24 protein-coding genes and 1 pseudogene are annotated in these 20,985 nt (G+C 37.6%); 3 read left to right on the top strand and 22 right to left on the bottom strand.

What is annotated here, in order from left to right:
* Nucleotides 1-9 precede the first annotated feature (9 nt).
* From ACNJYY_RS05515 to ACNJYY_RS05495, 5 genes are all read right to left on the bottom strand, one after another.
* Nucleotides 10-1,854 carry a PAS domain S-box protein gene (locus ACNJYY_RS05515; protein WP_416730887.1) on the bottom strand — a complete coding sequence of 615 codons (1,845 nt, stop codon included), beginning with the start codon at nt 1,852-1,854 and terminating at the stop codon, nt 10-12.
* 132 nt (nt 1,855-1,986) lie between these two features.
* On the bottom strand, nt 1,987-2,235 hold the full coding sequence (locus ACNJYY_RS05510) for a hypothetical protein (RefSeq protein WP_416730886.1): 249 nt from the start codon (nt 2,233-2,235) through the stop codon (nt 1,987-1,989).
* Nucleotides 2,236-2,399: 164 nt separating this feature from the next.
* Nucleotides 2,400-2,624: a hypothetical protein gene (locus tag ACNJYY_RS05505; protein ID WP_416730885.1), complete on the bottom strand. Its 225-nt coding sequence runs from the start codon at nt 2,622-2,624 to the stop codon at nt 2,400-2,402.
* Between the two features lie 88 nt (nt 2,625-2,712).
* Nucleotides 2,713-4,065, bottom strand: coding sequence for a hemolysin family protein (locus ACNJYY_RS05500; protein ID WP_416731808.1), 1,353 nt, complete (start codon nt 4,063-4,065; stop codon nt 2,713-2,715).
* A gap of 177 nt (nt 4,066-4,242) precedes the next feature.
* On the bottom strand, nt 4,243-4,560 hold the full coding sequence (locus tag ACNJYY_RS05495) for a hypothetical protein (protein ID WP_416730884.1): 318 nt from the start codon (nt 4,558-4,560) through the stop codon (nt 4,243-4,245).
* A 156-nt stretch (nt 4,561-4,716) separates the two neighbouring features.
* Here ACNJYY_RS05495 and ACNJYY_RS05490 point away from each other — a divergent pair, with 156 nt between their 5' ends.
* Entirely contained in the window at nt 4,717-5,367 is a 651-nt protein-coding gene (locus ACNJYY_RS05490; RefSeq protein WP_416730883.1) for a hypothetical protein, read from the top strand.
* Between the two features lie 38 nt (nt 5,368-5,405).
* On the opposite strand, the gene ACNJYY_RS05485 is transcribed toward ACNJYY_RS05490, so the two are convergent.
* From ACNJYY_RS05485 to ACNJYY_RS05475, 3 genes are all read right to left on the bottom strand, one after another.
* Nucleotides 5,406-6,926 (bottom strand): MDR family MFS transporter, encoded by a 1,521-nt coding sequence (locus ACNJYY_RS05485; RefSeq protein ID WP_416730882.1) that lies wholly within the window; start codon nt 6,924-6,926, stop codon nt 5,406-5,408.
* A gap of 247 nt (nt 6,927-7,173) precedes the next feature.
* A complete protein-coding gene (locus tag ACNJYY_RS05480) occupies nt 7,174-8,562 on the bottom strand; it encodes a hypothetical protein (RefSeq protein WP_416730881.1) in 1,389 nt (462 codons plus the stop codon).
* A 50-nt stretch (nt 8,563-8,612) separates the two neighbouring features.
* Entirely contained in the window at nt 8,613-9,653 is a 1,041-nt protein-coding gene (locus tag ACNJYY_RS05475; RefSeq protein ID WP_416730880.1) for a hypothetical protein, read from the bottom strand.
* A 169-nt stretch (nt 9,654-9,822) separates the two neighbouring features.
* On the opposite strand from ACNJYY_RS05475, the gene ACNJYY_RS05470 reads away from it, so the two are divergent.
* Together ACNJYY_RS05470 and ACNJYY_RS05465 are read left to right on the top strand one after the other, a co-directional pair.
* Complete coding sequence (locus tag ACNJYY_RS05470) at nt 9,823-10,269, top strand: OsmC family protein (protein ID WP_416730879.1); 447 nt, start codon at nt 9,823-9,825, stop codon at nt 10,267-10,269.
* A gap of 133 nt (nt 10,270-10,402) precedes the next feature.
* Nucleotides 10,403-10,630, top strand: a complete 228-nt coding sequence (locus tag ACNJYY_RS05465; protein WP_416730878.1) for a hypothetical protein — start codon at nt 10,403-10,405, stop codon at nt 10,628-10,630.
* A gap of 67 nt (nt 10,631-10,697) precedes the next feature.
* Here the strand turns inward: ACNJYY_RS05465 and ACNJYY_RS05460 are convergent, their stop codons facing one another.
* The 14 genes and pseudogenes from ACNJYY_RS05460 to ACNJYY_RS05395 all read right to left on the bottom strand — a co-directional run bounded on the left by ACNJYY_RS05460 (nt 10,698) and on the right by ACNJYY_RS05395 (nt 20,872).
* On the bottom strand, nt 10,698-11,084 hold the full coding sequence (locus ACNJYY_RS05460) for a gamma-glutamylcyclotransferase family protein (protein ID WP_416730877.1): 387 nt from the start codon (nt 11,082-11,084) through the stop codon (nt 10,698-10,700).
* A 27-nt stretch (nt 11,085-11,111) separates the two neighbouring features.
* Nucleotides 11,112-11,372, bottom strand: coding sequence for a hypothetical protein (locus ACNJYY_RS05455; protein ID WP_416730876.1), 261 nt, complete (start codon nt 11,370-11,372; stop codon nt 11,112-11,114).
* A gap of 121 nt (nt 11,373-11,493) precedes the next feature.
* Entirely contained in the window at nt 11,494-11,826 is a 333-nt protein-coding gene (locus ACNJYY_RS05450; RefSeq protein WP_416730875.1) for a hypothetical protein, read from the bottom strand.
* A 122-nt stretch (nt 11,827-11,948) separates the two neighbouring features.
* Complete coding sequence (locus tag ACNJYY_RS05445) at nt 11,949-12,701, bottom strand: gamma-glutamyl-gamma-aminobutyrate hydrolase family protein (protein WP_416730874.1); 753 nt, start codon at nt 12,699-12,701, stop codon at nt 11,949-11,951.
* 184 nt (nt 12,702-12,885) lie between these two features.
* Nucleotides 12,886-13,071 (bottom strand): hypothetical protein, encoded by a 186-nt coding sequence (locus ACNJYY_RS05440; RefSeq protein ID WP_416730873.1) that lies wholly within the window; start codon nt 13,069-13,071, stop codon nt 12,886-12,888.
* 371 nt (nt 13,072-13,442) lie between these two features.
* Complete coding sequence (locus ACNJYY_RS05435; RefSeq protein WP_416730872.1) at nt 13,443-15,116, bottom strand: M3 family oligoendopeptidase; 1,674 nt, start codon at nt 15,114-15,116, stop codon at nt 13,443-13,445.
* A gap of 152 nt (nt 15,117-15,268) precedes the next feature.
* On the bottom strand, nt 15,269-15,661 hold the full coding sequence (locus ACNJYY_RS05430; protein ID WP_416730871.1) for a VOC family protein: 393 nt from the start codon (nt 15,659-15,661) through the stop codon (nt 15,269-15,271).
* A gap of 146 nt (nt 15,662-15,807) precedes the next feature.
* Nucleotides 15,808-16,080 (bottom strand): GNAT family N-acetyltransferase, encoded by a 273-nt coding sequence (locus ACNJYY_RS05425; protein ID WP_416730870.1) that lies wholly within the window; start codon nt 16,078-16,080, stop codon nt 15,808-15,810.
* A 14-nt stretch (nt 16,081-16,094) separates the two neighbouring features.
* On the bottom strand, nt 16,095-16,847 hold the full coding sequence (locus tag ACNJYY_RS05420; RefSeq protein ID WP_416730869.1) for a sugar phosphate isomerase/epimerase family protein: 753 nt from the start codon (nt 16,845-16,847) through the stop codon (nt 16,095-16,097).
* 26 nt (nt 16,848-16,873) lie between these two features.
* Nucleotides 16,874-17,332 carry a GNAT family N-acetyltransferase gene (locus tag ACNJYY_RS05415; protein WP_416730868.1) on the bottom strand — a complete coding sequence of 153 codons (459 nt, stop codon included), beginning with the start codon at nt 17,330-17,332 and terminating at the stop codon, nt 16,874-16,876.
* A 15-nt stretch (nt 17,333-17,347) separates the two neighbouring features.
* Nucleotides 17,348-18,118: an alpha/beta hydrolase gene (locus ACNJYY_RS05410; protein WP_416730867.1), complete on the bottom strand. Its 771-nt coding sequence runs from the start codon at nt 18,116-18,118 to the stop codon at nt 17,348-17,350.
* A gap of 17 nt (nt 18,119-18,135) precedes the next feature.
* A pseudogene (locus ACNJYY_RS05405) lies at nt 18,136-18,996 on the bottom strand (MBL fold metallo-hydrolase).
* Nucleotides 18,997-19,049: 53 nt separating this feature from the next.
* Nucleotides 19,050-19,991, bottom strand: a complete 942-nt coding sequence (locus ACNJYY_RS05400; protein ID WP_416730866.1) for a VanW family protein — start codon at nt 19,989-19,991, stop codon at nt 19,050-19,052.
* Nucleotides 19,992-20,098: 107 nt separating this feature from the next.
* Nucleotides 20,099-20,872 carry a peptidoglycan-binding domain-containing protein gene (locus ACNJYY_RS05395; protein WP_416730865.1) on the bottom strand — a complete coding sequence of 258 codons (774 nt, stop codon included), beginning with the start codon at nt 20,870-20,872 and terminating at the stop codon, nt 20,099-20,101.
* Nucleotides 20,873-20,985: the final 113 nt, after the last annotated feature.

Here is a 20,985-nt window from a genome sequence, read left to right as displayed (position 1 = left end):
ATTTGGAGTTCAGTCTTTTCCATTCACAATATTAAATTCTGTTTTTCGTAATGTAACCGAAACGGTTGTCCCTTTACCAGGGTAACTTTCTACTTTCAGATTTCCCTTATGCTCCGTAATAATTTTATTGCTAACCGTAAGCCCTAGTCCTATTCCCTTTTCCTTATTAGTGAAGAATGGAACGCCAATGCTCTTTAGTCGCTCTTCTTCTATTCCAACTCCATTATCTACAAAAATCAGCTTTACTTTTTGATCAGCTGTTTCTTCAATCGCTATCGTGAGGATTCCTCCATCATTCATAGCTTCAATCGCATTTTTTATAATATTTATAAATACTTGTTTAATCTGGTTCTTTTCACAAGAGACAAAAAGATCATTCTCTTTAAACAACAAACGAATCTCAACATTATACAAATTAGCTTCCGATGTTAATAACATTACCGTGTCTTGCAGAAGCTGAATAATATTTACGTTCTTCATATATTGTGTAGCATCTGGTTTCGCTAACGCCATAAACTCATTAACAATTGATTCAATCCGGTTAAGTTCATCACAGATCACTTCATTGTATAAAAAAAGTTTGCTTTGATCGATCTCACTGTTCTTCATTAAAGAGAACAGACCTTTAATGGATGTGAGTGGATTTCTGATCTCATGGGCAACACCTGCCGCTAGTTCACCTAACACTGCAAGTTTCTCACTATTTCGTATATATTCCTCCGTTTTTTTCTTTTCTGTAATATCGCGGGAGATAAATACGATTCCCTCGATGTCCCCTTCATCAGACACCATGGGCATTCCCTTACCTTCTAATAAGACGGGATGACCTGAAGCATGCATCTTTCGATAGATAAGAGGAAGGGGGTTTTCTAGTGATGCAACTAATTTTATATATTCCTCTACGGTCTCATGATCTTCCAAATGAACACAGTTCAAAGCGCTAGTACCAATTAGTGAGTTTGGTTCGATTCCTAAAATGTTCTTATAAGAAAGTGAAGCGTATAAATAGTTACCATCAGGATCAACTGAACAGATTAAATCATTGCTGTGATCAAGAATAATACGATGTTTAAACTCATTTTTTCGTAAAGCAGCTTCTGCTTCTTTTCTTTTCGTAATGTCTCGAGATGCAACTATTGCAGAAAGGTTATTTTTATGACTGATTGGCGTTCCTTTCGACTCCAACCAAATATAGACGCCATCTTTCTTCAAGTATCTGTATTCGATCGTAAGAGGTACATTTTCTAAAATCATTCTAGTAAATTCTTGTATTACTCTATCTCTATCTTCAGGATGCACAAGGTTAAATGGAGTGGTACCTATCGCTTCACTTTGTGTATAACCAGTTACCCAAAAATACGACGGTGTTAAATAGGTAAAGATTCCTTCACGACTAACAATTCCTATAATATCTATCATATTCTCAGTTATAAGCTTTAAATGATCAAGAGTCTCTTTCTTTTCGAGTTGCTGCTGAGTTAAATTACGAATGATAATCTGTGTGGCGTGTGAAGAGAACAAAAGGGGAAATCCAATAACTTCTAATCGAATATGGTTACCCTTTTGAGTAATCCATGTTTGTTCACTTGGTTTAGGGGCGATACCTTTGTCACAAGTTTGAATCCTCTCTTCTACTAAGGCATGTAATTCGTTAGGAAGGTTGTTCCATATAGGCTGACCAATTATATCTTCTTCTGCTTCTAGAATCCTTCTAGCAGCAGGATTTACATAAACCCAAGTTCGATCTTTCTGGATAAGAAAAGGTGTTTCAGAATGTTCAAATTGATTGGCATATGTTTTCATTTGATTAATGAAAAGGCTGTCTCTTAATACTTGACCATCTGAAGTTTCCATACCCACCCTCCATTAAAAACGTTAATCAAAACGTTTCGTTCATAATTACCTAAATTATAAACATATGTCCTTTTGCAAATAAAGATATTTTTTTAAAAACATTCTAACTATTTAAAGAAAAATCCTTCAATGTCATTCGTTCATCACTGTAAGGTGTTTTTGGTCATAGATGAATTTAGTTTTGTAAAAAGAATGAAAGGCGTGTTTTAGAGCTGTTTTTCGATCTGGAGCTGTCTGAGAGGACATGATAATATGTTCATGTTTGTAATAAAGCATACTAACTACTACAGTTGTTTTGTCACTGAAGAGAAAGATATCAACATCCAATATTTCACTCCTTGTTATCAAACGAATAAAACGGTATTGCGGCGATCTTACCATCTCCCTCAACCTCCTTTTATTCTTTCATCTCCTTTACTTTTGTGTTAAAAGTTTAGTTATTTAAATAGTAAATAATCACTATAAATTTGTCAATATATTCTGTCAATTTAAGTCGATTTCCTGGGAAATTAGAAGTATAAAATAAAAAAGACGGGAATCCCGTCTTAATTTTTATTAGGTGGTTTTTCATTATCAGGAGAAGTTTGTCCACCTGCTCCTGTAGAGTCTTTATCTTTTATCCTATTAACACCTTCATGGTCAGAAGATGAGGATACGGAAACTAATTTAAAATCTGTTCCAGAAAATTGTTTCTCCAATATCCTTTCAACATTTTGCGGTGTTTGGATATTTGTTTCATCGTATTCTAATTGAATAGTAATAGATTTCAAATAAATCTCCTCCTTTACTTTCATTTGTTCCCTGCATCTGAAAAAATAAACGAGAAAAGAGACCATCTGTTAGGACGGTCTCTAAAACTTATGCTTCTTTTTCAACTAAGTTGTGTTCTAACTCTTGGGATGAAGAAGAACTTACTTCATCCTGATTTAGTCTTTTCGTGATCTCAATTTTTTTAACTTGATGACCATCAATTTCAATCACCTTGAAATCGTACTCACCATACGATATGACCTGATCTTCCTGTATTTCTGAGTTTTGAGACAAAACCCATCCACCAATCGTATCAAGTTCACTATCATCAATTTCAAGTCCATATATGTCGTTCACTTCTGCGATTAATACTTTACCGTCAAAGTGCTTCACATTTGGACTGACAGCATGAATCATTGGTGATTCATCTTCATCAAATTCATCACGTATTTCACCAACAAGCTCTTCCAAAATATCTTCGATGGTTACAATACCGGCTGTTCCACCATATTCATCAACTAAAACAGCCATATGAAAACCTTTTTTCTGAAGCTTTAATAGTGTTTCTTTAATTGGTGTATTTTCAAATACGCTCAATGTTGGTCTAATGTAATGTTCAAGAGGATATTCTTTTCCTTTGATCAAGTCAAAAAATACTTCTTTTGCATTTACCATACCAAGAACATTATCTTTGTCTTCCCCTACAACAGGGTAACGTGTATATTTTTCTTCTGCAATTATATTAATATTTTCTGCAACAGTATTGTCTACATAAAGACAAACCATTTCAGTACGAGGGACCATGATCTCTTTTGCAGTTCTGTCGTCAAATTCGAATACCTTTTCTACATAACTGAACTCTGATTTGTTGATTTCACCACTTTTGTAGCTCTCACTTAGGATCAAACGAAGTTCTTCTTCGGTATGTGCCATATCATGTTCTGAAGCAGGCTTTAATCCAAACATTCTTACTAAAAGCTGCGCACTTCCGTTCAAGAACCAAATGAATGGATACATAACTCTGTAGAATCCAATCAATGCAGGTGATAACAATAAGCTGATCTTTTCAGCTTTTTGAATAGCTACTGTTTTTGGTGCAAGCTCACCAAGAACAACGTGTAAAAAAGTAATGGATGCAAATGCAATCGCAAATGATAATGTGTGAACAATTGCCGGGCTTAAATCCATTTTTTCAAATACTGGACCGAGAATTGCTTCTACCGTAGGCTCACCTAACCAACCTAATCCTAATGCTGTAATAGTAATACCTAACTGACAGGCTGAGAGTGATCCATCAAGGTTCGATATAACCTTTTGTGCTGCAATCGCTCGTTTGTTACCTTCTTCAGCTAATTGGTCTATTCTTGATTTACGAATCTTAACAATCGCAAATTCTGCTGCAACGAAAAAAGCGGTTAGTAGAATAAGTACGGCTACTGCAAGTAATTTCAATAAGGTCAAACTGTCCAAAAAGACTCCTTATACCCCAAGTTACTGGAATATAAGTTGTCACCTCCTAAGTGTTATAAATTTTTTATAATTTAGAAAAAGTATATCATATAATTGAAGAACTTACTTAATAAAACAACTTACTTGTATTTTACATTTGCTTTTCTGACCCTTGTACCACTCTTAGATTTATTCAGAAATCTCAACCGTATCTAAGTCTTCCTCTTTTTTCAACACCAGTCTATTCTCTTTTTCATCATAATAATAGATCCTCATTCCATGCTCCGAATCAGTTTCTTCAAAATTGGAATATAGTCCAAAATACCCGTTACCTAATGGAACGAGATTATTTTCTAAATTAGTTGTAATAGCAGAATAATCTTCATTCTCTTCACTATCTTCGCTTCCACCATTATTAATTGATCCGATCACAAACAATAACAAGATTCCTAAAATAATCAATGTCCTACGAATGCTGCGCAATTCAGAAGCGGTATCTGAATACATAAAATCACTCCATTTTTTTATTCTCTTCTTGTTAATTATTGCATAATAACAAAGAAAAATGATACTAAATATGGGAGACTTACCCATTTTTAAGTGGTATTCTAAAAATGGTAAAACACTGTTGTACAATCCAGCAAAGAAAGGATGAACATCAACATGGAATTTGTACTGGATCATAAATGGGTATTTCTCATTCTAGCTGAGACCGTATTTTGGGTTTCTACCTTATCTTTTTTAGTGGTACGTTATTGGTTCAATCTAAAGAAATTAAGCATTGCATTCTTCATTCTCTTTCTCTTAAATGACCTATGGATTGCTGCGATGGGATATTTCGATTATTTAAGAACAGGAGAATTCTCTACTTATCAGATTATTATTCTGGTTGTAATTGCTTATGCTTTTTTGTATGGAAAAAGCGATTTTCAGAAGTTGGATTGTTATATTCAGCGAAAGGTTGCAAAATGGCGTGGATTGCCTGAACCCGATCTACCTGATACAAAACCACTGTATGGGATGCAGCATGCAAAACAAGAAAGAAAAAATCTTTATAAACACGTTCTCTTATTTATCACAGCACAAGGAGTTTTCTGGTTGTTATTCGGATTGTCCGATGCTGTTTCATCCATACAATTAGACACTCTCTTAAAAGATTGGTATGACACAACAAATACAGATTTGTTCTACAAAAACGATGTCGCTAATAATGTCACACGTATTTGGGCGCTGATACTCGCCATCGATATCGTTGTATCTTTGTCCTATACGGTCGCTCCGAAAAAAGAAAAGAAAGCAGCTTCTGCAGCATAAAAAAAGAGTTTGGGAATTTTCCTTCCCAAACTCTTTTTTTATTTAGCTTTTATATTTTGCTTCGATGTTTCTACCCGTTCATCACCCATAAATAATATGACTACAGCTGAAATTACGATTGGGATCAATGCATAAGTGAAAACAGTCGTAATAGACGCAGACATTGAAGCTGTTATTCCATCTAAGACTTCAGGAGGTATCTTAGATCTTTCTCCTGCCTGAAATATTTTTTGTGGATCAATCTCTTTTAATGCCGCAGCACCTTGCCCTGCAAAGCCTTTTAGGTTCTCACTTATCTTCTCGTAAAAAATCCGATTTTGAAGTGCTCCAAAAATGGTTACACCAAGCGTCATACCTAATGACCGTAAGAAGGCATTTGTAGAGTTGGCTGAACCTCTGTAACGAAACTCCATCTTATTGATCGTTGCTGCCGGTAGTAGAGAGAACGAGAAGCCCATACCGAATCCGACGATCACCATAAACAATGTAAGCATCATTCTAGACGTATCCGATGTCATTCCACTCAGCATATACATGCCCGTAAAGTAAGAAATGACGGATACGATCATAAGGTTACGGAAACTTGTTTTTGTTTGAAAGATACCACCAATCATACTTCCAGCAACAGAACCTAACATCATTGGAGTAAGAACTAAGCCTGCACTTGTTGCAGAACCACCGTATACCGCTTGAACAAAAATAGGAATAAACACGGCGAGTATAATGAATGTTCCACCGTATAGAAAACCTAGAATCTGTGAAGTAGCAAAAAGCCTCTTCTTAAACATCCAAAATGAAATAATCGGTTCGGATGCTTTTTGTTCTACTGCAAAGAACACGATGAAAAAGACGGTGAATATCGTAAACAATGCTACGATTTGCGTTGAATCCCACGCATACGTCTTGCCACCAAGTTCAAGGGCAAACATCAGACTAACAACGGCAATCACAAGTGTGATGGCACCCCACCAGTCGATCTTTTGATCGCGGTGTTCAAGCGTTTCTTTATAATAACGAAAAATCAAGTAAAATGATGCTGCACCAATTGGGACGTTGATATAAAACACCCAATGCCAGCTGATCGCATCTGTAATGAATGCTCCAAGTAAAGGTCCGAGAACACTCGAAGTTCCGAAAACCGCCCCAAGAAGTCCTGTCATCTTTCCTCTCTTTTCTGGAGGGAAAATATCAAAAACAATCGTAAAGGCAATAGGCATCAATGCCCCGCCACCGATACCTTGAATCGCTCTAAACGCTATCAGTTGCTCCATACTTTGAGCAAGACCACAAAGCGCAGAACCGATTAGGAAAACGACAAGACCAAAAATGAAGAATCGTTTTCTGCCATACATATCGGACAGCTTACCGTAAATAGGCATCCCGGCCATTACAGCGACCATATAAGACCCTGTAACCCAAACAAATTTATCAAACCCTCCAAGGTCCGCAACAATCGTACCCATCGCCGTTGCTACAATGGTATTATCCATCGCGGCCATTAGAATACCTAGCAACAAGCCGGCTACGACTAACTTTAGATTTGTTTCTTTATGTACCATAGCGCCATCTCCTAATCTAACACCCTCATGTATACTTACTTACTTAATAAACTTAAGTATACATGAGGGACTGTCCCCCAACAATTTATTTCCTTCGCTAATTCTCTCCATTTACTAAGGGTGTTTTCTACATAATAACCTATAAAAATGGTTGGTTTACGTTTTTGAGAAATTATCCACATTCTTACTTCTTTCCCTTTCCAAACAAAAAGAGACAGCACGTCTGCCGTCTCTTTTTGTTATTCTATTAAAGCTCTAAGAAAGAATCTTCACTATTTTGACCTTCATACATTGCACCAAGCATTAAGCTTGTCCAAAGATCTAATTCTAACTCACTATTTTCGTCATTGCCTTCAAGTCCAAGTTCAAGGCCAGTATCTAATGAAGAAAATTGAGAAGAACGATCTTCATCTTCATCAAATGAGCTCATTAGATCTGCCATGATAGAAGTATTTAACTTAAGAGAAGTGTTTTCAAGCTCATCATCAGAGTACAAAGAAAGTGCTGCATCCGTGTTAAGCATAGTGCTTAAAGAAGAACGATCTTCTTCATCTTCTGACATAACCATCGTCATCACGTCTGTGCCTACATCTACTTTCGCACTTGAATCTTCGTCTTCTTCAGTTGCTTCCACTCCTGCCCATAGACCAGCATCAGCCATCAAAGAAGAGTTATTCTCTTCATGTTCAGAAGTTACGTTCGCCATCACATCTGTGCCTACATCTACTTTCGCACTTGACTTCTCGTCTTCTTCAGTTGCTTCCACTCCTGCCCATAGACCAGCATCAGCCATCAAAGAAGAGTTATTCTCTTCATGTTCAGAAGTTACGTTCGCCATCACGTCTGTGCCTACATCTACTTTCGCACTTGAATCTTCGTCTTCTTCAGTTGCTTCTACTCCAGCCCATAGACCAGCATCAGCCATTACAGAAGAGTTATTCTCTTCATCTTCAGAAGTTACGTTCGCCATCACATCTGTGCCTACATCTACTTTCGCACTTGACTCTTCGTCTTCTTCAGTTGCTTCTACTCCTGCATTTACACCTGCATCTAAAGCAGCCTCTGTATTTGATTCTTCCTCATCTTGAGCTTCCACAGCTGCTTGAACATCTGCTCCCGCATTTAGAGAAATAGAATCTTTGTTAACTTCTTCATTAGAACGAACTTCCGCTTCAACATTTGTATCTGCGTTTACAGAGGCTTTACTTTCATCATCAGAAGAACTTTTAACTGTAGCATCAGTTCCGACTGCCGCATTTGTATTAGCAACGTCGTTATGATCTTCAGTTTCTGACTCCGCTTCAACTCCAGCATTTACAGCCGTACCTACTTGCGCTTTTTCATCTTCTTCACTGGAAGCTTCAGCATTTACATTTGCACCAACGTTTGTTTTTACGCTATTGTGGTTCGAATCATCATCTGAACTCTCTAATTCGATGCCTGTTACAGCACCTAGATCAAGGTTAAGATTAGACTCTTCATCTTTCTCAGAAATCTGAATGTTACTGATCAATCCTGTTCCGATTTTAAGACTCGATGACCCTTCATCTGCAAATGTTTCACTTCCTCCAAAAAATAACCCAGCAGCCGCAGCACCTGTAATCGCAAATGTTCTAATAAAGTTTGATCTTTTCATTGTCATTTCTCTCCTTCTTCTTCTTATTTTTTTGTTTTACCAAATTTTAATTAGAAGAAAGATTGTGGTGGTTGCCCAGGTGGAGCATTTAGCCATTGATCATAATAGTGTCGAACTCCCTCACCACGTACACTTCCTGTTTCAAGCTGAGTATCATTTTGGCCACCATCTAGAATAGCCAAAAACGTAACAGTGCTTGAAGAAGTCATCGGTCCATTGGATGAACCTGAAGGAGATTGTCCACCTTGTGATGATGGAGTTAGCATTTGTGTTTGAGTTACCTTTTGAGTTACCGGATAATCCGGACTTGTTTTTTGCCGTACAGGTTTCTCAGTTTCTTTTTGATCCCTGCTCTTTTTAAGTACTTCTCCACTCGTACTAACGGGATTCTCTATGTCTTTCACAAAAATTTCTTTTGTCGTCACAGCAACCGGCTTTTTAGTGATTGCACCTTTCGTTTCATTAATCGTTTCACTAGTGTTCGGTTTGTTTTCCACAACAGGTTCAGTGACTGGTGTTGTGGCAGGAGCTGGTTCTGGTTTTGCTTCGACCACTTCCTCAACTTCCGGCTCAGTAGTAACTATCTCAGAAACGACTGGAAGCTTCACTTCTACTTGAGGTTTTTCCGAAGTAACAGGAACCGTAACGTTCACCTCCTGATCTAACACATCGACTTGTATCGATGGTTTTTCAGAAAGGTCCACATCCGCGATAGGTTTAGAACTTTTTAGCTTTTCTGTCGGTACTGCTTCTTTTACCGTATCGACTGTATTCGTTACCGTTTTGACCGCTTCATTTACTGGCTTTACGGTCTCGGTAACTTTGTTAACCGTTTGATCCACCCTGTCGACAGCTCGAGTTGTGTCTTTAACAATATTTGTAACTGTGTTAAGAGTAGGTCTCACAACTTCATCAGAAACAGAATGATCTTTAGTAGAAATATTCACTTTGTCTGGAACACTTTCAACGATCTCAGCTGTTTCTTTTGTAAGACTAGTTACCGGAGAAAGAATCCCTCCGCTATCCGCTGATACGATCGCGGGTATACTCATCCCAGCTGCGAATACTACCAATTGTACTAATCGTTTCACCTGGTTATCACCTCCTTCTGTAAGTTTTCAAATAGCTAACGTAGGTAATTCCAATTTGGATCACCAAAAAAAACAAATATTTTTCATTTTGTACACAATAAACAGAAAATGTGACGAAAAGGGTTAGTTCATTTACACTTAAAGAAGAAAAAAGTCGAGGTGATTCTAAGTGGCACAACATATTTTTCATCTGAATGCACATTGGCAAGGCGGCAGAAATGATATCGGAACGATTGAAACACAGAATTTGCAAACAAAGGTTTCCATCCCCCCTGAGATGGATGGGCCGGGAATTGGCACAAATCCCGATGAGATGTTACTAGGAGCAGCAGCAACATGCTATATCATCACTCTCGCTGCCATGATGGAACGCAGTAAAATAGAGAAGATAGATTTGAAGATGACGTCAGAAGGGCATGTCGATGTGACTAACGGGGTCATTACCTATCAAAAGATTATTCATCGACCGGTCGTCACGATCAAACCTGACCCGGCAAAAAACATTTCGACACTTCTTCAAAAACTCGCCATAAAAGCTGAGCATTCGTGTATGATTTCACGAGCATTGAAGGGTAATGTCGAAATAGAGGCGATTTTGACGATAAAAAAAGGGTGATTATTGAAGAACAGGTCTTCTGTTATGTGTACTTACAAAATTACTTATGTTAGCATAAATGTTAAGGAAGGAAAGTAATTTATTATTTGGGTTCCTAACAAGTTCCCCCATAATAGAAAGGGGACGATGTATAATGAACCAACAAGAAGTGAAAAGCATACTCTTAAATTTGCAGAACAAACAGTATATCGAATCTGATATTACGCACACCTTTAGTGAGAACAACACAGCTGTATTCTCTGTAAAATATTTAAAGAACGATCAAACGTTCGAAGTGATTCAGATTGAAACAAACTCCCTTCAGCGGTTTGATAACGTCGACTCAGCTGTTCATTGTATCAATACTTTGATTGCTAAATAGAGAAAATTTTCTCCTTACTATAATGAGAGAGGTCAACCATATGTGGTGACCTCTTTTTTTGTTACTATTACTTATTGAGATATCTGATCCAATCATTTTCAACAATGGATATAAAATGATTTTTTTTGTTTCTCATCACATACATGATAGCTTCTTCTTTACCACTTGCAGTATGTATCATCACCGTGATGCGATCATATAAATTACCAGCTCTGTTTTCTACAAAATCTTCAAGCTCGTCTAATTGTTTTAGTTCCTCCGTTGTCACTTCATATAATTCACCTGTTACCCATTTATCTTTTTCAAGAATTAATGCGGGGTAACCCCAACATGTGTCATATAGTTGTCCCTCGGCGTAGCATCTATGTTCTATGTATTTTGCATTCTGCAAATAGTGGGCATTACTTCCCTCTTTTCGAAGCGTTCCGTACACAAACACGAGTTGTTTTTTCATAAACCCACCTTCTTTTTCATACAAGCATTATCCTTTTGAAAAAAAGACAGCCCAGACCAGTAAACTTAAAAATAGAATTCCCGCTATAGCAGAAAGAGTCAATGCAATTAATATAGTCCAACCTAATCCTTTTCGGTTTGTTAGAATTAGAAAAACACTTAACGTGAAGAAGGTAAAAACAAAACCTAATATTGACCACAGCCAGCGATCTTTATTATATAGCGGTGCTTGAACAAACAAATAATAAGCGATAGCAAACTGTATTAAAGGAACGTATAAGATCTCCAAACTCTTTTTATCCCCTCTCATTATATTTTCTTTCCTCAATAAATGTATCATTTTTCTTCAAATAAAAAAGCTTTCAACCACTCCTTGAGCTGAAAGCTTTCAGTATAAAAAATGTACGCTTTTAATATCCTTTTCTCACATCGATAACATGCTCGTTTTTTCGTTTCTTACTCCCTCTAGCAGCATCGTAAAATAAAACAAGGGCTGTAACGATGTGCATAATCATACCGATTACTGGAAAGTAACCGACGATAGAAGTAATGAGACCTAATATACTGCCGATAAATCTCTCTTTTTGAACAATACAAACGATGAGCGTGATCAAGTGAAAAACAAACATGAACTGAAGTGGTCCCCATGCTGAAGCAAGAATGATGGCTCCTCCTAATAAAGGTATACCAAGGAAAGCTTCAAAACCACCAGTTATCATTTTCAAAAGTCTCGATATGTTCATGAGACAGCCTCCTCAATGATTGCTATTTATATAATACGGATATACCACGAAAAAAGTTTCCTATTCTAAACATTACCTCTCTATATAAATAAAGAAACCTCCTGTTTTGGAGGTTTCACTCTCTATTCCTTAATTTTCTTTGCTTCCTCAATAAATGTTTTTATGATCGCCATCATATTCTCGTTGTCATGTCTTAATTCTTCAGGATGCCACTGAGTCCCTAGCAGGAACGTTTTATTCTGGTCTTCTAGCTCTAATGCCTCAATTACACCGTCAGAAGCTCTTGCTGCAACACGTAACCCTTTACCTACTTTACCGATCGCCTGATGGTGAAAGCTATTTACAGCAACCTCTTTTTCACCAACAATCTTATACAGTTTACTGTCTTCTTCAATGCTAACGGTATGAGAAGGTTCTGATCGAGTTGCAGATGATTGGAAATGATTAATACTGTCAGAAAACTCACTCTCTACATCTTGGATGATTGTTCCTCCATAACTGACATTTAATAGATGGTAGCCTCGGCACATGGCAAGAATAGCTTTTTCGTTCTCACGAGCCTTTTTCACAAGTTCAATCTCAAAATCATCACGATTCTTATTGACCTTTTTTACTTTTGGATGAGGTTCCTCATTGTAAGTGATGGAGCTGATATCTTCACCACCTGTAAAGATTAACCCATCACACATTGTTGCGTAAAACTCAGCTTCTTCTGGCTTGCCCATCGGAATCACAATTGGTATTCCTCCTGCATCTCTAACCGTTTCCGCAAATTTATTATAAACAACGATCGTATCAACGTTTTCATTCTGAGTTTCAATCGTATTGATCGACATGATCGTACTTGTTAATCCAATTAATGGCTTTTGAGTCATATATAACTTCCTCTCCAATATGCTGTTCACTCATGTTTTACCTTAAAAACGAAATGGTAAACACCCATAATTTATCATTCCTATTACTATTAACCATTTATTCATACGTATTACATTTTTCATTCGAATAAACGAAAAACAGCTCACTAAACATGTGAGCTGTTTCTGCTATTTATAACGTTTGTTACTGCATAGGTGGTCTTGGTTTTTTTACAGCATAGACTAGCTCAACATCACCATTCTCTTTTACACATTTAACCGTGTACGTTTTCTCAACACCTTGTTCGGTATTGTGAAAGGTGATCTTATCGCCTTCTTCAAAATTTGAAGTTCCAGTGTCCCATATTTTCTCGTCATCTGATTTTCGCATACCTTTCACCCCTCATATTCCGAATGATTGCCCATAAACAATATGCCATTTAACTTTACTTTTCCCTTGCAAAGGAAAATGAATCCTAATACGTATGTTAAATTGTGCATATTTTACTCTCGTTATTGAGAATCCAGCTTACAAGCTCCTTTGTTCACTGGGAATAGAGTCCGGCTCAATATCGGAATCGGTATGTCGGCAGTGCAATTAAATACTTTCTCACCAACCGGTTATGACAAGAATTTATGGACACCTCTTTATTATTTATTGAGATAACATTTTTTTATAAAGTGCGCCTTATCTAATTACTTCTACTAAACAGGTAGAAACCCTTTATATTGTTTAAATTCTTTAATTAGTTATTACTTTAGTTAACTAATTGATAGTAGGTTTAGTTCTTTCGCAACAAACTCCATAAGCTCCGCGATCTTATGAGATGAAAAATCCAACTCGATCCCCGCAGCCTCATAAACTTCTGGAAGGGACTTAGAGCTCCCAAGTTTCAATGCATCTTTATATTTACGAATCGTCCCCTCTGGGTCTTCTTTGTAATTTTTGTACAACTGAATAGCTCCAAGTTGAGAAATGGCATACTCAACAAAATAGAACGGAACTTCAAAGATATGAAGGGTATAGAACCATCCTTTAACTTTCCATTCTTCATATCCGTTCCAATCGATTATCGAAGCATCATAGCGATCTTTCAACTCACCAAACTTCTTCGTGCGTTCTTCCCAATTATGGTTCGGATGTTGATACAGCCAGTGCTGAAACTGATCAATAACCATAATATACGGAAGACTCATCAATGCCCCTTTGAGCTGATCTTTCTTCGCTCGGTTAAGTTCCTCTTCTGTTTTATAAAACTCGTCCCAGCGGTCCATTGTAAATAGCTCCATACTCATACTGGCTAGTTCCGCAGACTCCATTGGAATTTGTTTATAAGCGTATAATTCTAAATCGCTCTTTAATAGATCGTGAATCGCATGCCCCATCTCATGCATAAAAACAACTAAGTCACTATCCGTATTGGACATGTTCATAAAGATAAACGGAAGCCCTGTTTCAGGTAAAGATTCACAGAATCCCCCTTGTGCTTTTCCTTTTCTGCTCGTAAGATCAAAAAGCTTCTTCTCGTTCATTTCATGGACAAGAGAGCCGAATGTAACATCAAGTTCGCTTAATACTTTCGCTGATTTATTGATCAACTCCACATCAGAACTTACAGGTTGTAATGGTTTTCGACCGATTGCTTCTGCTTGAACATCCCATGGCTTATAGATATCTACGCCAATTTCAGCTTTGTGCTCTTTTTGAAGTTGTATTGTTAACGGAAGAACATGCTCACGTATGGATTCAGCGAGTTCTGTACAATCCTCTGGCGTGTAGTCAAATCTATTATATTTTTTAAACATAAAATCACTAAAACCGTTCAAGCCCGCGTTCTCTGCTTTCTTCACTCGTAGTTGAATCAACTCGTCAAGAATACTTTGAAGTTTCTCTTCTTCTTTTAGGATAGGTTCATACAAAGCTTTCATCGCTTTTTCTCTTATATCACGCTTAGAATCTCTAATATGAACAAAGAGTTCACTAATCGTTACTTCTTTTCCCTCCCAATTTGAAGAAAGACCTCCTGTGATCTCAAAGTATTGATTCGTTAGAGCATCCTCTTGTTTTTCAATTTCCAAGTTGGCTTCTTGAAATAGAGCAAATTGTGTTCTTAATTTCCTCTTATATTCTCCGAATTCATCGTCCGGCAGTTCAGCCATGAATGGTGACTCTAACACTTTCTCATCCAGTATCGATTGGTACTTTTTAAACAATGGCTTGATGTGCTGCTGATCAAATTCAAATTGCTTTTTAACTTCTTTATCATTACTTTGACATTGAAACGCAATATAATGGCGAAGCATCTCTTCTTCTACTTTTTCGTAGATTCGTTTTTGCTGATTTAAAAAATTCATAAGATCATTTGTTGAAGTAATGGTTACGCTTACAAGATTCTCAAACTCTTCTTTTAGTGCATTTATTTTCTGATCGTTCATTTCGATTCCTCCCGAAAACGTTCTATTATTCACTTTACCACAAATAGGAAAATACTAGATAGATGGTTATTAGTTTAAATAGATAAAAATGACCCTTACTCGTACATATGAAGGACGGGTAAGGATCATTTGTTCGAAAATTTATTAATTGTTTAACAATTACAGATCATAACTACGTTTCCATCTGGATCTTCTACATTGAACCAAGCTACTTCACCGTGCCATTCGATCTCACGGATCACTTTCATATTCTTCGCTTGAAGTTCTTTGTATGCTTCATCAATATCTGCTGCAAATACATTAAACATAGGACCTGAACCAGGTGATCGGTGGAAAGATGGGTCAAACGTATGATCATCTAGTGATAATCCTGTTTGTCCTGTTACAGGAATGTTATGTACAGGTGATTGCACTTCACTTACATCTATCGTAATTCCCAATAGATCAGCATACCATGCTACAGATTTCTTTAGATCAGTTACATGCACGAATACATTGTTGATGTGACTTTGTATAGCAGAAATACTCGTTACTTTTTCACTCATGAAAGACGCCTCCTAAAATTTACATTCTTCAAACGTTCTTCAATAACCGTAAAAAGGTCTGAAATTTTGCCCTTCATAAAAAGTGCGCGATGTACGGGATGCAAGCATCTCCATTCGTGCTTTTGGATACTTCACTTGGATGATGTTCAAGAGCTTTCACCTAATCCTAGTCCACGATATGGCTTAGAAATTAGCATCTCGCATATATAGAGTGTTACGTGTTCATCTGTTAGCCCACGAACATAACCTATTACCTCTTCGTCCTTTGTCATGACATAGGCTATATTGGACTTACTCCAAGCCTGTTTTGTTTCTTCGTCCCTTTCAACTAATTGTGTCCAGCCTTCTTGTTTGTTTAGTTCTTGAATCAGCTCAAAATGCTTACTTTCTATATAAGAAGCAAATGCTACATCATCCACGGCTGTTTTCTCCTCTATAAAAGTGCTTTAACGTTCTGCACACCTTTTTCAACTTCCGAAAGAAGATCGCCTTCAAAATGTTCTTGCTCGATCACGCAATAATCTACTTTTTGTTCATCAGCTAATCGTAAGAAGCTACCGATATCAAGTATTCCTGTTCCAGCGATCGTGCTCTGTTTTTGCCCGTCTTTATCTACCATATCTTTAAGGTGAAGAGATACACAACGGAAGCGATACTTATTCAGCAGCTCTTCAGGCTCGAACCCAGCATATTTTGCCCAATACGTATCCAGCTCCATCTTGACTAAATCAGGATCTGTTTCTTGGTAAAGCAAATCGAACGGCATCTTACCTTCAAGCTCGTAAAATTCAAAATCATGATTATGGTAAGCTACACGGATTCCATACTCTTTGCTTCTTAATCCAGCTTCGTTCAATACGTCTGCTACACGCTTGTAATCGTCGATCGATTTTCTTTCATCTTCTGTTAAGTATGGCATGATCATCAAATCATTCTCTAAAATCAGTTGATCTTCCATCTGCTTTTTAAATGCATCTCCAGAGAATTGCTGAAGTGGGATATGAGCTCCCGCAACCGTTAAAGCATTTTCGTCCAATACCTTTTTTACCTCTTTAGCAGATATACCAAATAATCCAGCAAATTGTACGCTGTCAAATCCGATCCCTTTCACTCTTTCTAATGTACCTAATAAATTCTTTTCAGCTTCTTGTTGAATGGAGTACAGTTGCAATCCAATTTTTTTCATTGTTTATCTCTCTCCTTTTTAAACGTTTACAAAACTTTGTTCATCGATATAGATGCTTGTTTATAACCTAGTTTTTTATATAGTTCGATCGCATTCTCGTTCGAACCAAACACATGTAGACCCACATAGTCCGCTCCTTCATCTTTTGATTCATTCTCAAAAAAACGAAGAGCAGTCTGAGCGATTCCTCGCTTACGGAATGCATCCAGCACGTAAATATGATAAAGAAAAGCTTTCTTCTCTTCTTTTGAAACATGAAACCAAAGGTAGCCGGCCAATTCTTGATCCTCTTTGATGTGAAATAAATGCTGTCCTTCTGTTTGTTCCTCATCAGGAAGCAGCTGTTCCATTTGCTTTTCTGCTTTTTCAGTGGCTAGTTCTTGATCGAGATTATAATGTTCCTCTGTATCACGAATATAATCGGGCAGCATAAACTTTAGGTAATCTTTAAACTGCTTGTTGTTCATTCTCTCAAATGTGATCAAACGCCTATCTCCCCTTTACTTCATCAAATATTCAATAATCTTAGGCATCCGTTCTCTCCAAGCTGTCTCATGATGTACTCCGCCATCAATTTTTTTAAATCGCACGTCGATGTTCTTTGTCTTAAAAACTTCATAGACCTCTTCAGAAGAACGTATGTAATGAGCAGCATCCACCTTTGATGTATACTCATCGGTTCCGATATCCATATAAAATCTTTTGAGCCCACTTAAGTCACTTTCTTCTATGAACCTTTCAATCTCTGTTTGATTAAACCAATAAGCGGAAGAAAGACTTGCTACTCTTTGAAATATATGAGGGTAGCGACATGCTGCATACGTTGAGATCAATCCACCCATCGAACTGCCTGCCATTAATGTTTCGTCAGGTTTCGTTCTGTATTTTTCATCGATCAGCGGCTTTAACGTATGCATAATAAACTCGATATACGCTTCCCCTTTTCCTCCATAAACTCCATCAAATTTAAGAAGTTCTGGTCCTACTGTCGGGTTTTCCCATGGAGCATATTCATTAAAACGTTCAAACCCCTCATGATTGCAGTCAATTCCAACGATGATAAGAGGTGCTTTACTCTTTATTAAATAATCCGCTAAGCCCCATGAAACACCGTAGCTGGCGTCTTCATCATGAAACAGATTTTGACCATCATGCATATAAAGGACGGGATAATGATCATAACTGTCACTATAATCGTGAGGCAGACACACACGGATCTGTCTTTCTATTTCTCCAAATTGCGAAATGGTCACTTTGAATGTCTGTAGCATTTTATTCTCCCATTCTATTAATCTAGGTTGAGGTTGAAACCGTTAACAAAAAACTGTAAGGTTTCTCTTTCATCTTCATTAAGTTCACGATCAACCTGGACTTTATATTCTTCTTCAATTGCTTGCGGATTACCTTCAAATTCTTTCGTAAGGTTAGCGAACCTTCGCAACAGGGATACCTCTGTTAGAAACTCTTGTCTCGTAGCAGCCTTCCAATGAGAGAATATATAAAAATCCGCTTAAAACGATTCTAATTGATCTAACAGATTCAGCGTTCGATTCACCGTATAGTTATTTTTAGGTGCGTACATATTTGCGTAGAGACAATCGGATAAAAATAAAACCTTTTCTTCCTGTATGTATACAATGATCGAATCGGTTGTATGGTCCCCGCCAACATGTTGAAGAACACATGTTACCCCACCTAGATCGATCTCCATTTTTTCATGGAACGTAATCGTCGGTAGCTTTATTTTGATGTTTCGGTGATCTGAAAATTCTTTTTTGATTGCTTCTGCACAAAATTCAATTTCAACGCCTTGCTTTACTCTCTCATCAAGATCTTTATCACTCCATGAAAACGGAAGAAGTTCCTGCATTTTTGTTTTTGTTTCTGCTGAAGAAATGGATGGGATGTTTAAAGCAGGCAATCCAAAAATGTGATCCCAATGCCAGTGCGTAATAACTACGAGATCAGGTTTTCGAATATCCTTTTTACGCAGTTCATCCAAAAAGTAAGATGCATGTTTTTCTGAGTTTCCTGCATCGATCATCAAAGTCATTTCGTTTCCCACGACAGCTCCTAAAATTGGACGATCTGTGTCTGAAACAGGTGTTTGGTACCAAAAACGTTCTGTAAGTTTTTCTAATGTCTGCAAACGAACCAACTCCCCTATTCAAAAACATGTGAACATCTTTATTGTACTGTAAATCATCTCTTAGGGTTAGAAAGATGTACATTCTGATCCGTTTGTATTTCTTCCGGTATATGAGTTGGTGCATTCGGTACTTTTCTCTTTCTTTGATCGAGGATTTCAGAAGAATAAAGTTTGATGACTAAACTTCCTCCATAGCGTTTTGCACGAATAAGTATTGGCTGATCGTATTTGTTTTGAAATTGAAAATCTGGTCCGTACCAACTAACAGTCGCATCTCTCCCTGATGGTACGTATGGAACACGTTTGCTGTGAGAATAGCGTTGAACGATTCTTAATCCTGCTCGATCTACAGCATTAAACAGCGTAGATGAGACTTGGCATATACCTCCCCCAATTCCTTCAGACAATTCACCTCTAACGATGATCGGTGCACGCATGTAGCCTTTTGCGGTTGTTCGTCTGCCTACGACTTTGTTGAATGAAAATGTCTCATTTGGAAAAACAACATGACTATCAAGTGCTTTTGCAGCCAGCTCAATATTTGTTGTTCTGCTTTTATTATTTGAATTAAAGTATGTAACATATTGCCCGATCTGCTGATTTTTAATATGAGCAAGAACCTCTGTATCAACTTTTGGATAGATATTCATTTCTGGCACATCAATCGTTTTCGGTCCGGTTTCAAAAAAATAGGTATAAAACTTTTCTTTAAATAACTTTCGATTTAATTTATAACCAACTTGACCAGGTATGATAGCTCCATAATCATTTAATTTAGCATTGATAGGTGCTTTATATAATCTTTTATCAAGCAGATCAACGAACTGATTATATTTCGTGTCATCGATCATTGGAAATCCAGGAATTGAGCCCTCGAACTGTTTTCGGCTTACTTCTGCTAGCTTTTGACCTTCTTGGTTCACAATGAACGTTTCCGTGTTTTGATTTGCAGTAGTCGATAATAAAAGAAGTCCAGCTAACCATACTTGCAACATTGACCGATCACTCCGATTCATTATTTCTCTTCTTCATAAAAACAAAGAGATCATGGACATGACCTCTTTGTTATTTTCATTTAAAATTTGGTTTTCATACTCTATTTTTAGTCTTTTCCATTATCTTTCATCCCTGGTGATGGACTGCTCTTCCCAGGCTGAACACTTGGACTTTGTTTTGAACCTTTTTGCTGCATTTCTTGTTTAGGTGCTTGTGGTGCTTGTGGTGTCTCACCTTTTTGTTCTTCCATCTGTTTTGGTACTTCTTGCTCTTGGCCTTCTTCTTGTTGACCTTGTTGCTGACCTTCACCTTGTTCGATTTGACCTGCACCGCCACCTTGGCCTCCTCCGCCGCCTTGGCCTGCTCCGCCACCTTGACCTGCTCCGCCGCCTTGGCCTGCTCCGCCACCTTGACCTGCTCCGCCGCCTTGACCTGCTCCGCCGCCTTGACCTGCTCCGCCACCTTGACCTGCTCCGCCGCCTTGACCTGCTCCGCCGCCTTGGCCTGCTCCGCCGCCTTGACCTGCTCCGCCGCCTTGACCTGCTCCGCCGCCTTGACGAACTTTAGGTAATTTTAATGAAGAGTAAGCATAAAGAATAGATTGATACGTACGCGCATCAACTGATCCTGTCACAGGCAGTCCGTGACTCTTTTGAAAATACTTTACACCTTTTACTGTTGAGGCATTATAGTAGCCATTTATTTTCCCAGAATAACTGCCTAGAGACTTTAACATGGATTGAATTGCGTAGACATCTGGACCTTTTGCATTTTTTCCAACTGCAGAAGCAGCGTTTGAAGTACCTAAAAGTAGAGCTAATGCCAAAACAAAAGCACTAACGTACTTCGTTATATTCTTTGCGTTTTTTTGCCAATACATCTTGTGACATCTCCTTATTTCTTTATATTGTTGTAACGTTTTTTAATTTTTCCTAAAATACGATTTTTATGTCGGGTATTCGCTCAAAAAATTTATGCAAAAAAATAGGCCTG

The sequence above is a fragment of the Fictibacillus tiangongensis genome (assembly GCF_048083785.1).
Lineage (GTDB): Bacteria > Bacillota > Bacilli > Bacillales > Fictibacillaceae > Fictibacillus.
The sequence above is the reverse complement of the archived record's forward strand: the minus strand, read 5'-3'. Positions and strand labels throughout refer to the sequence as shown.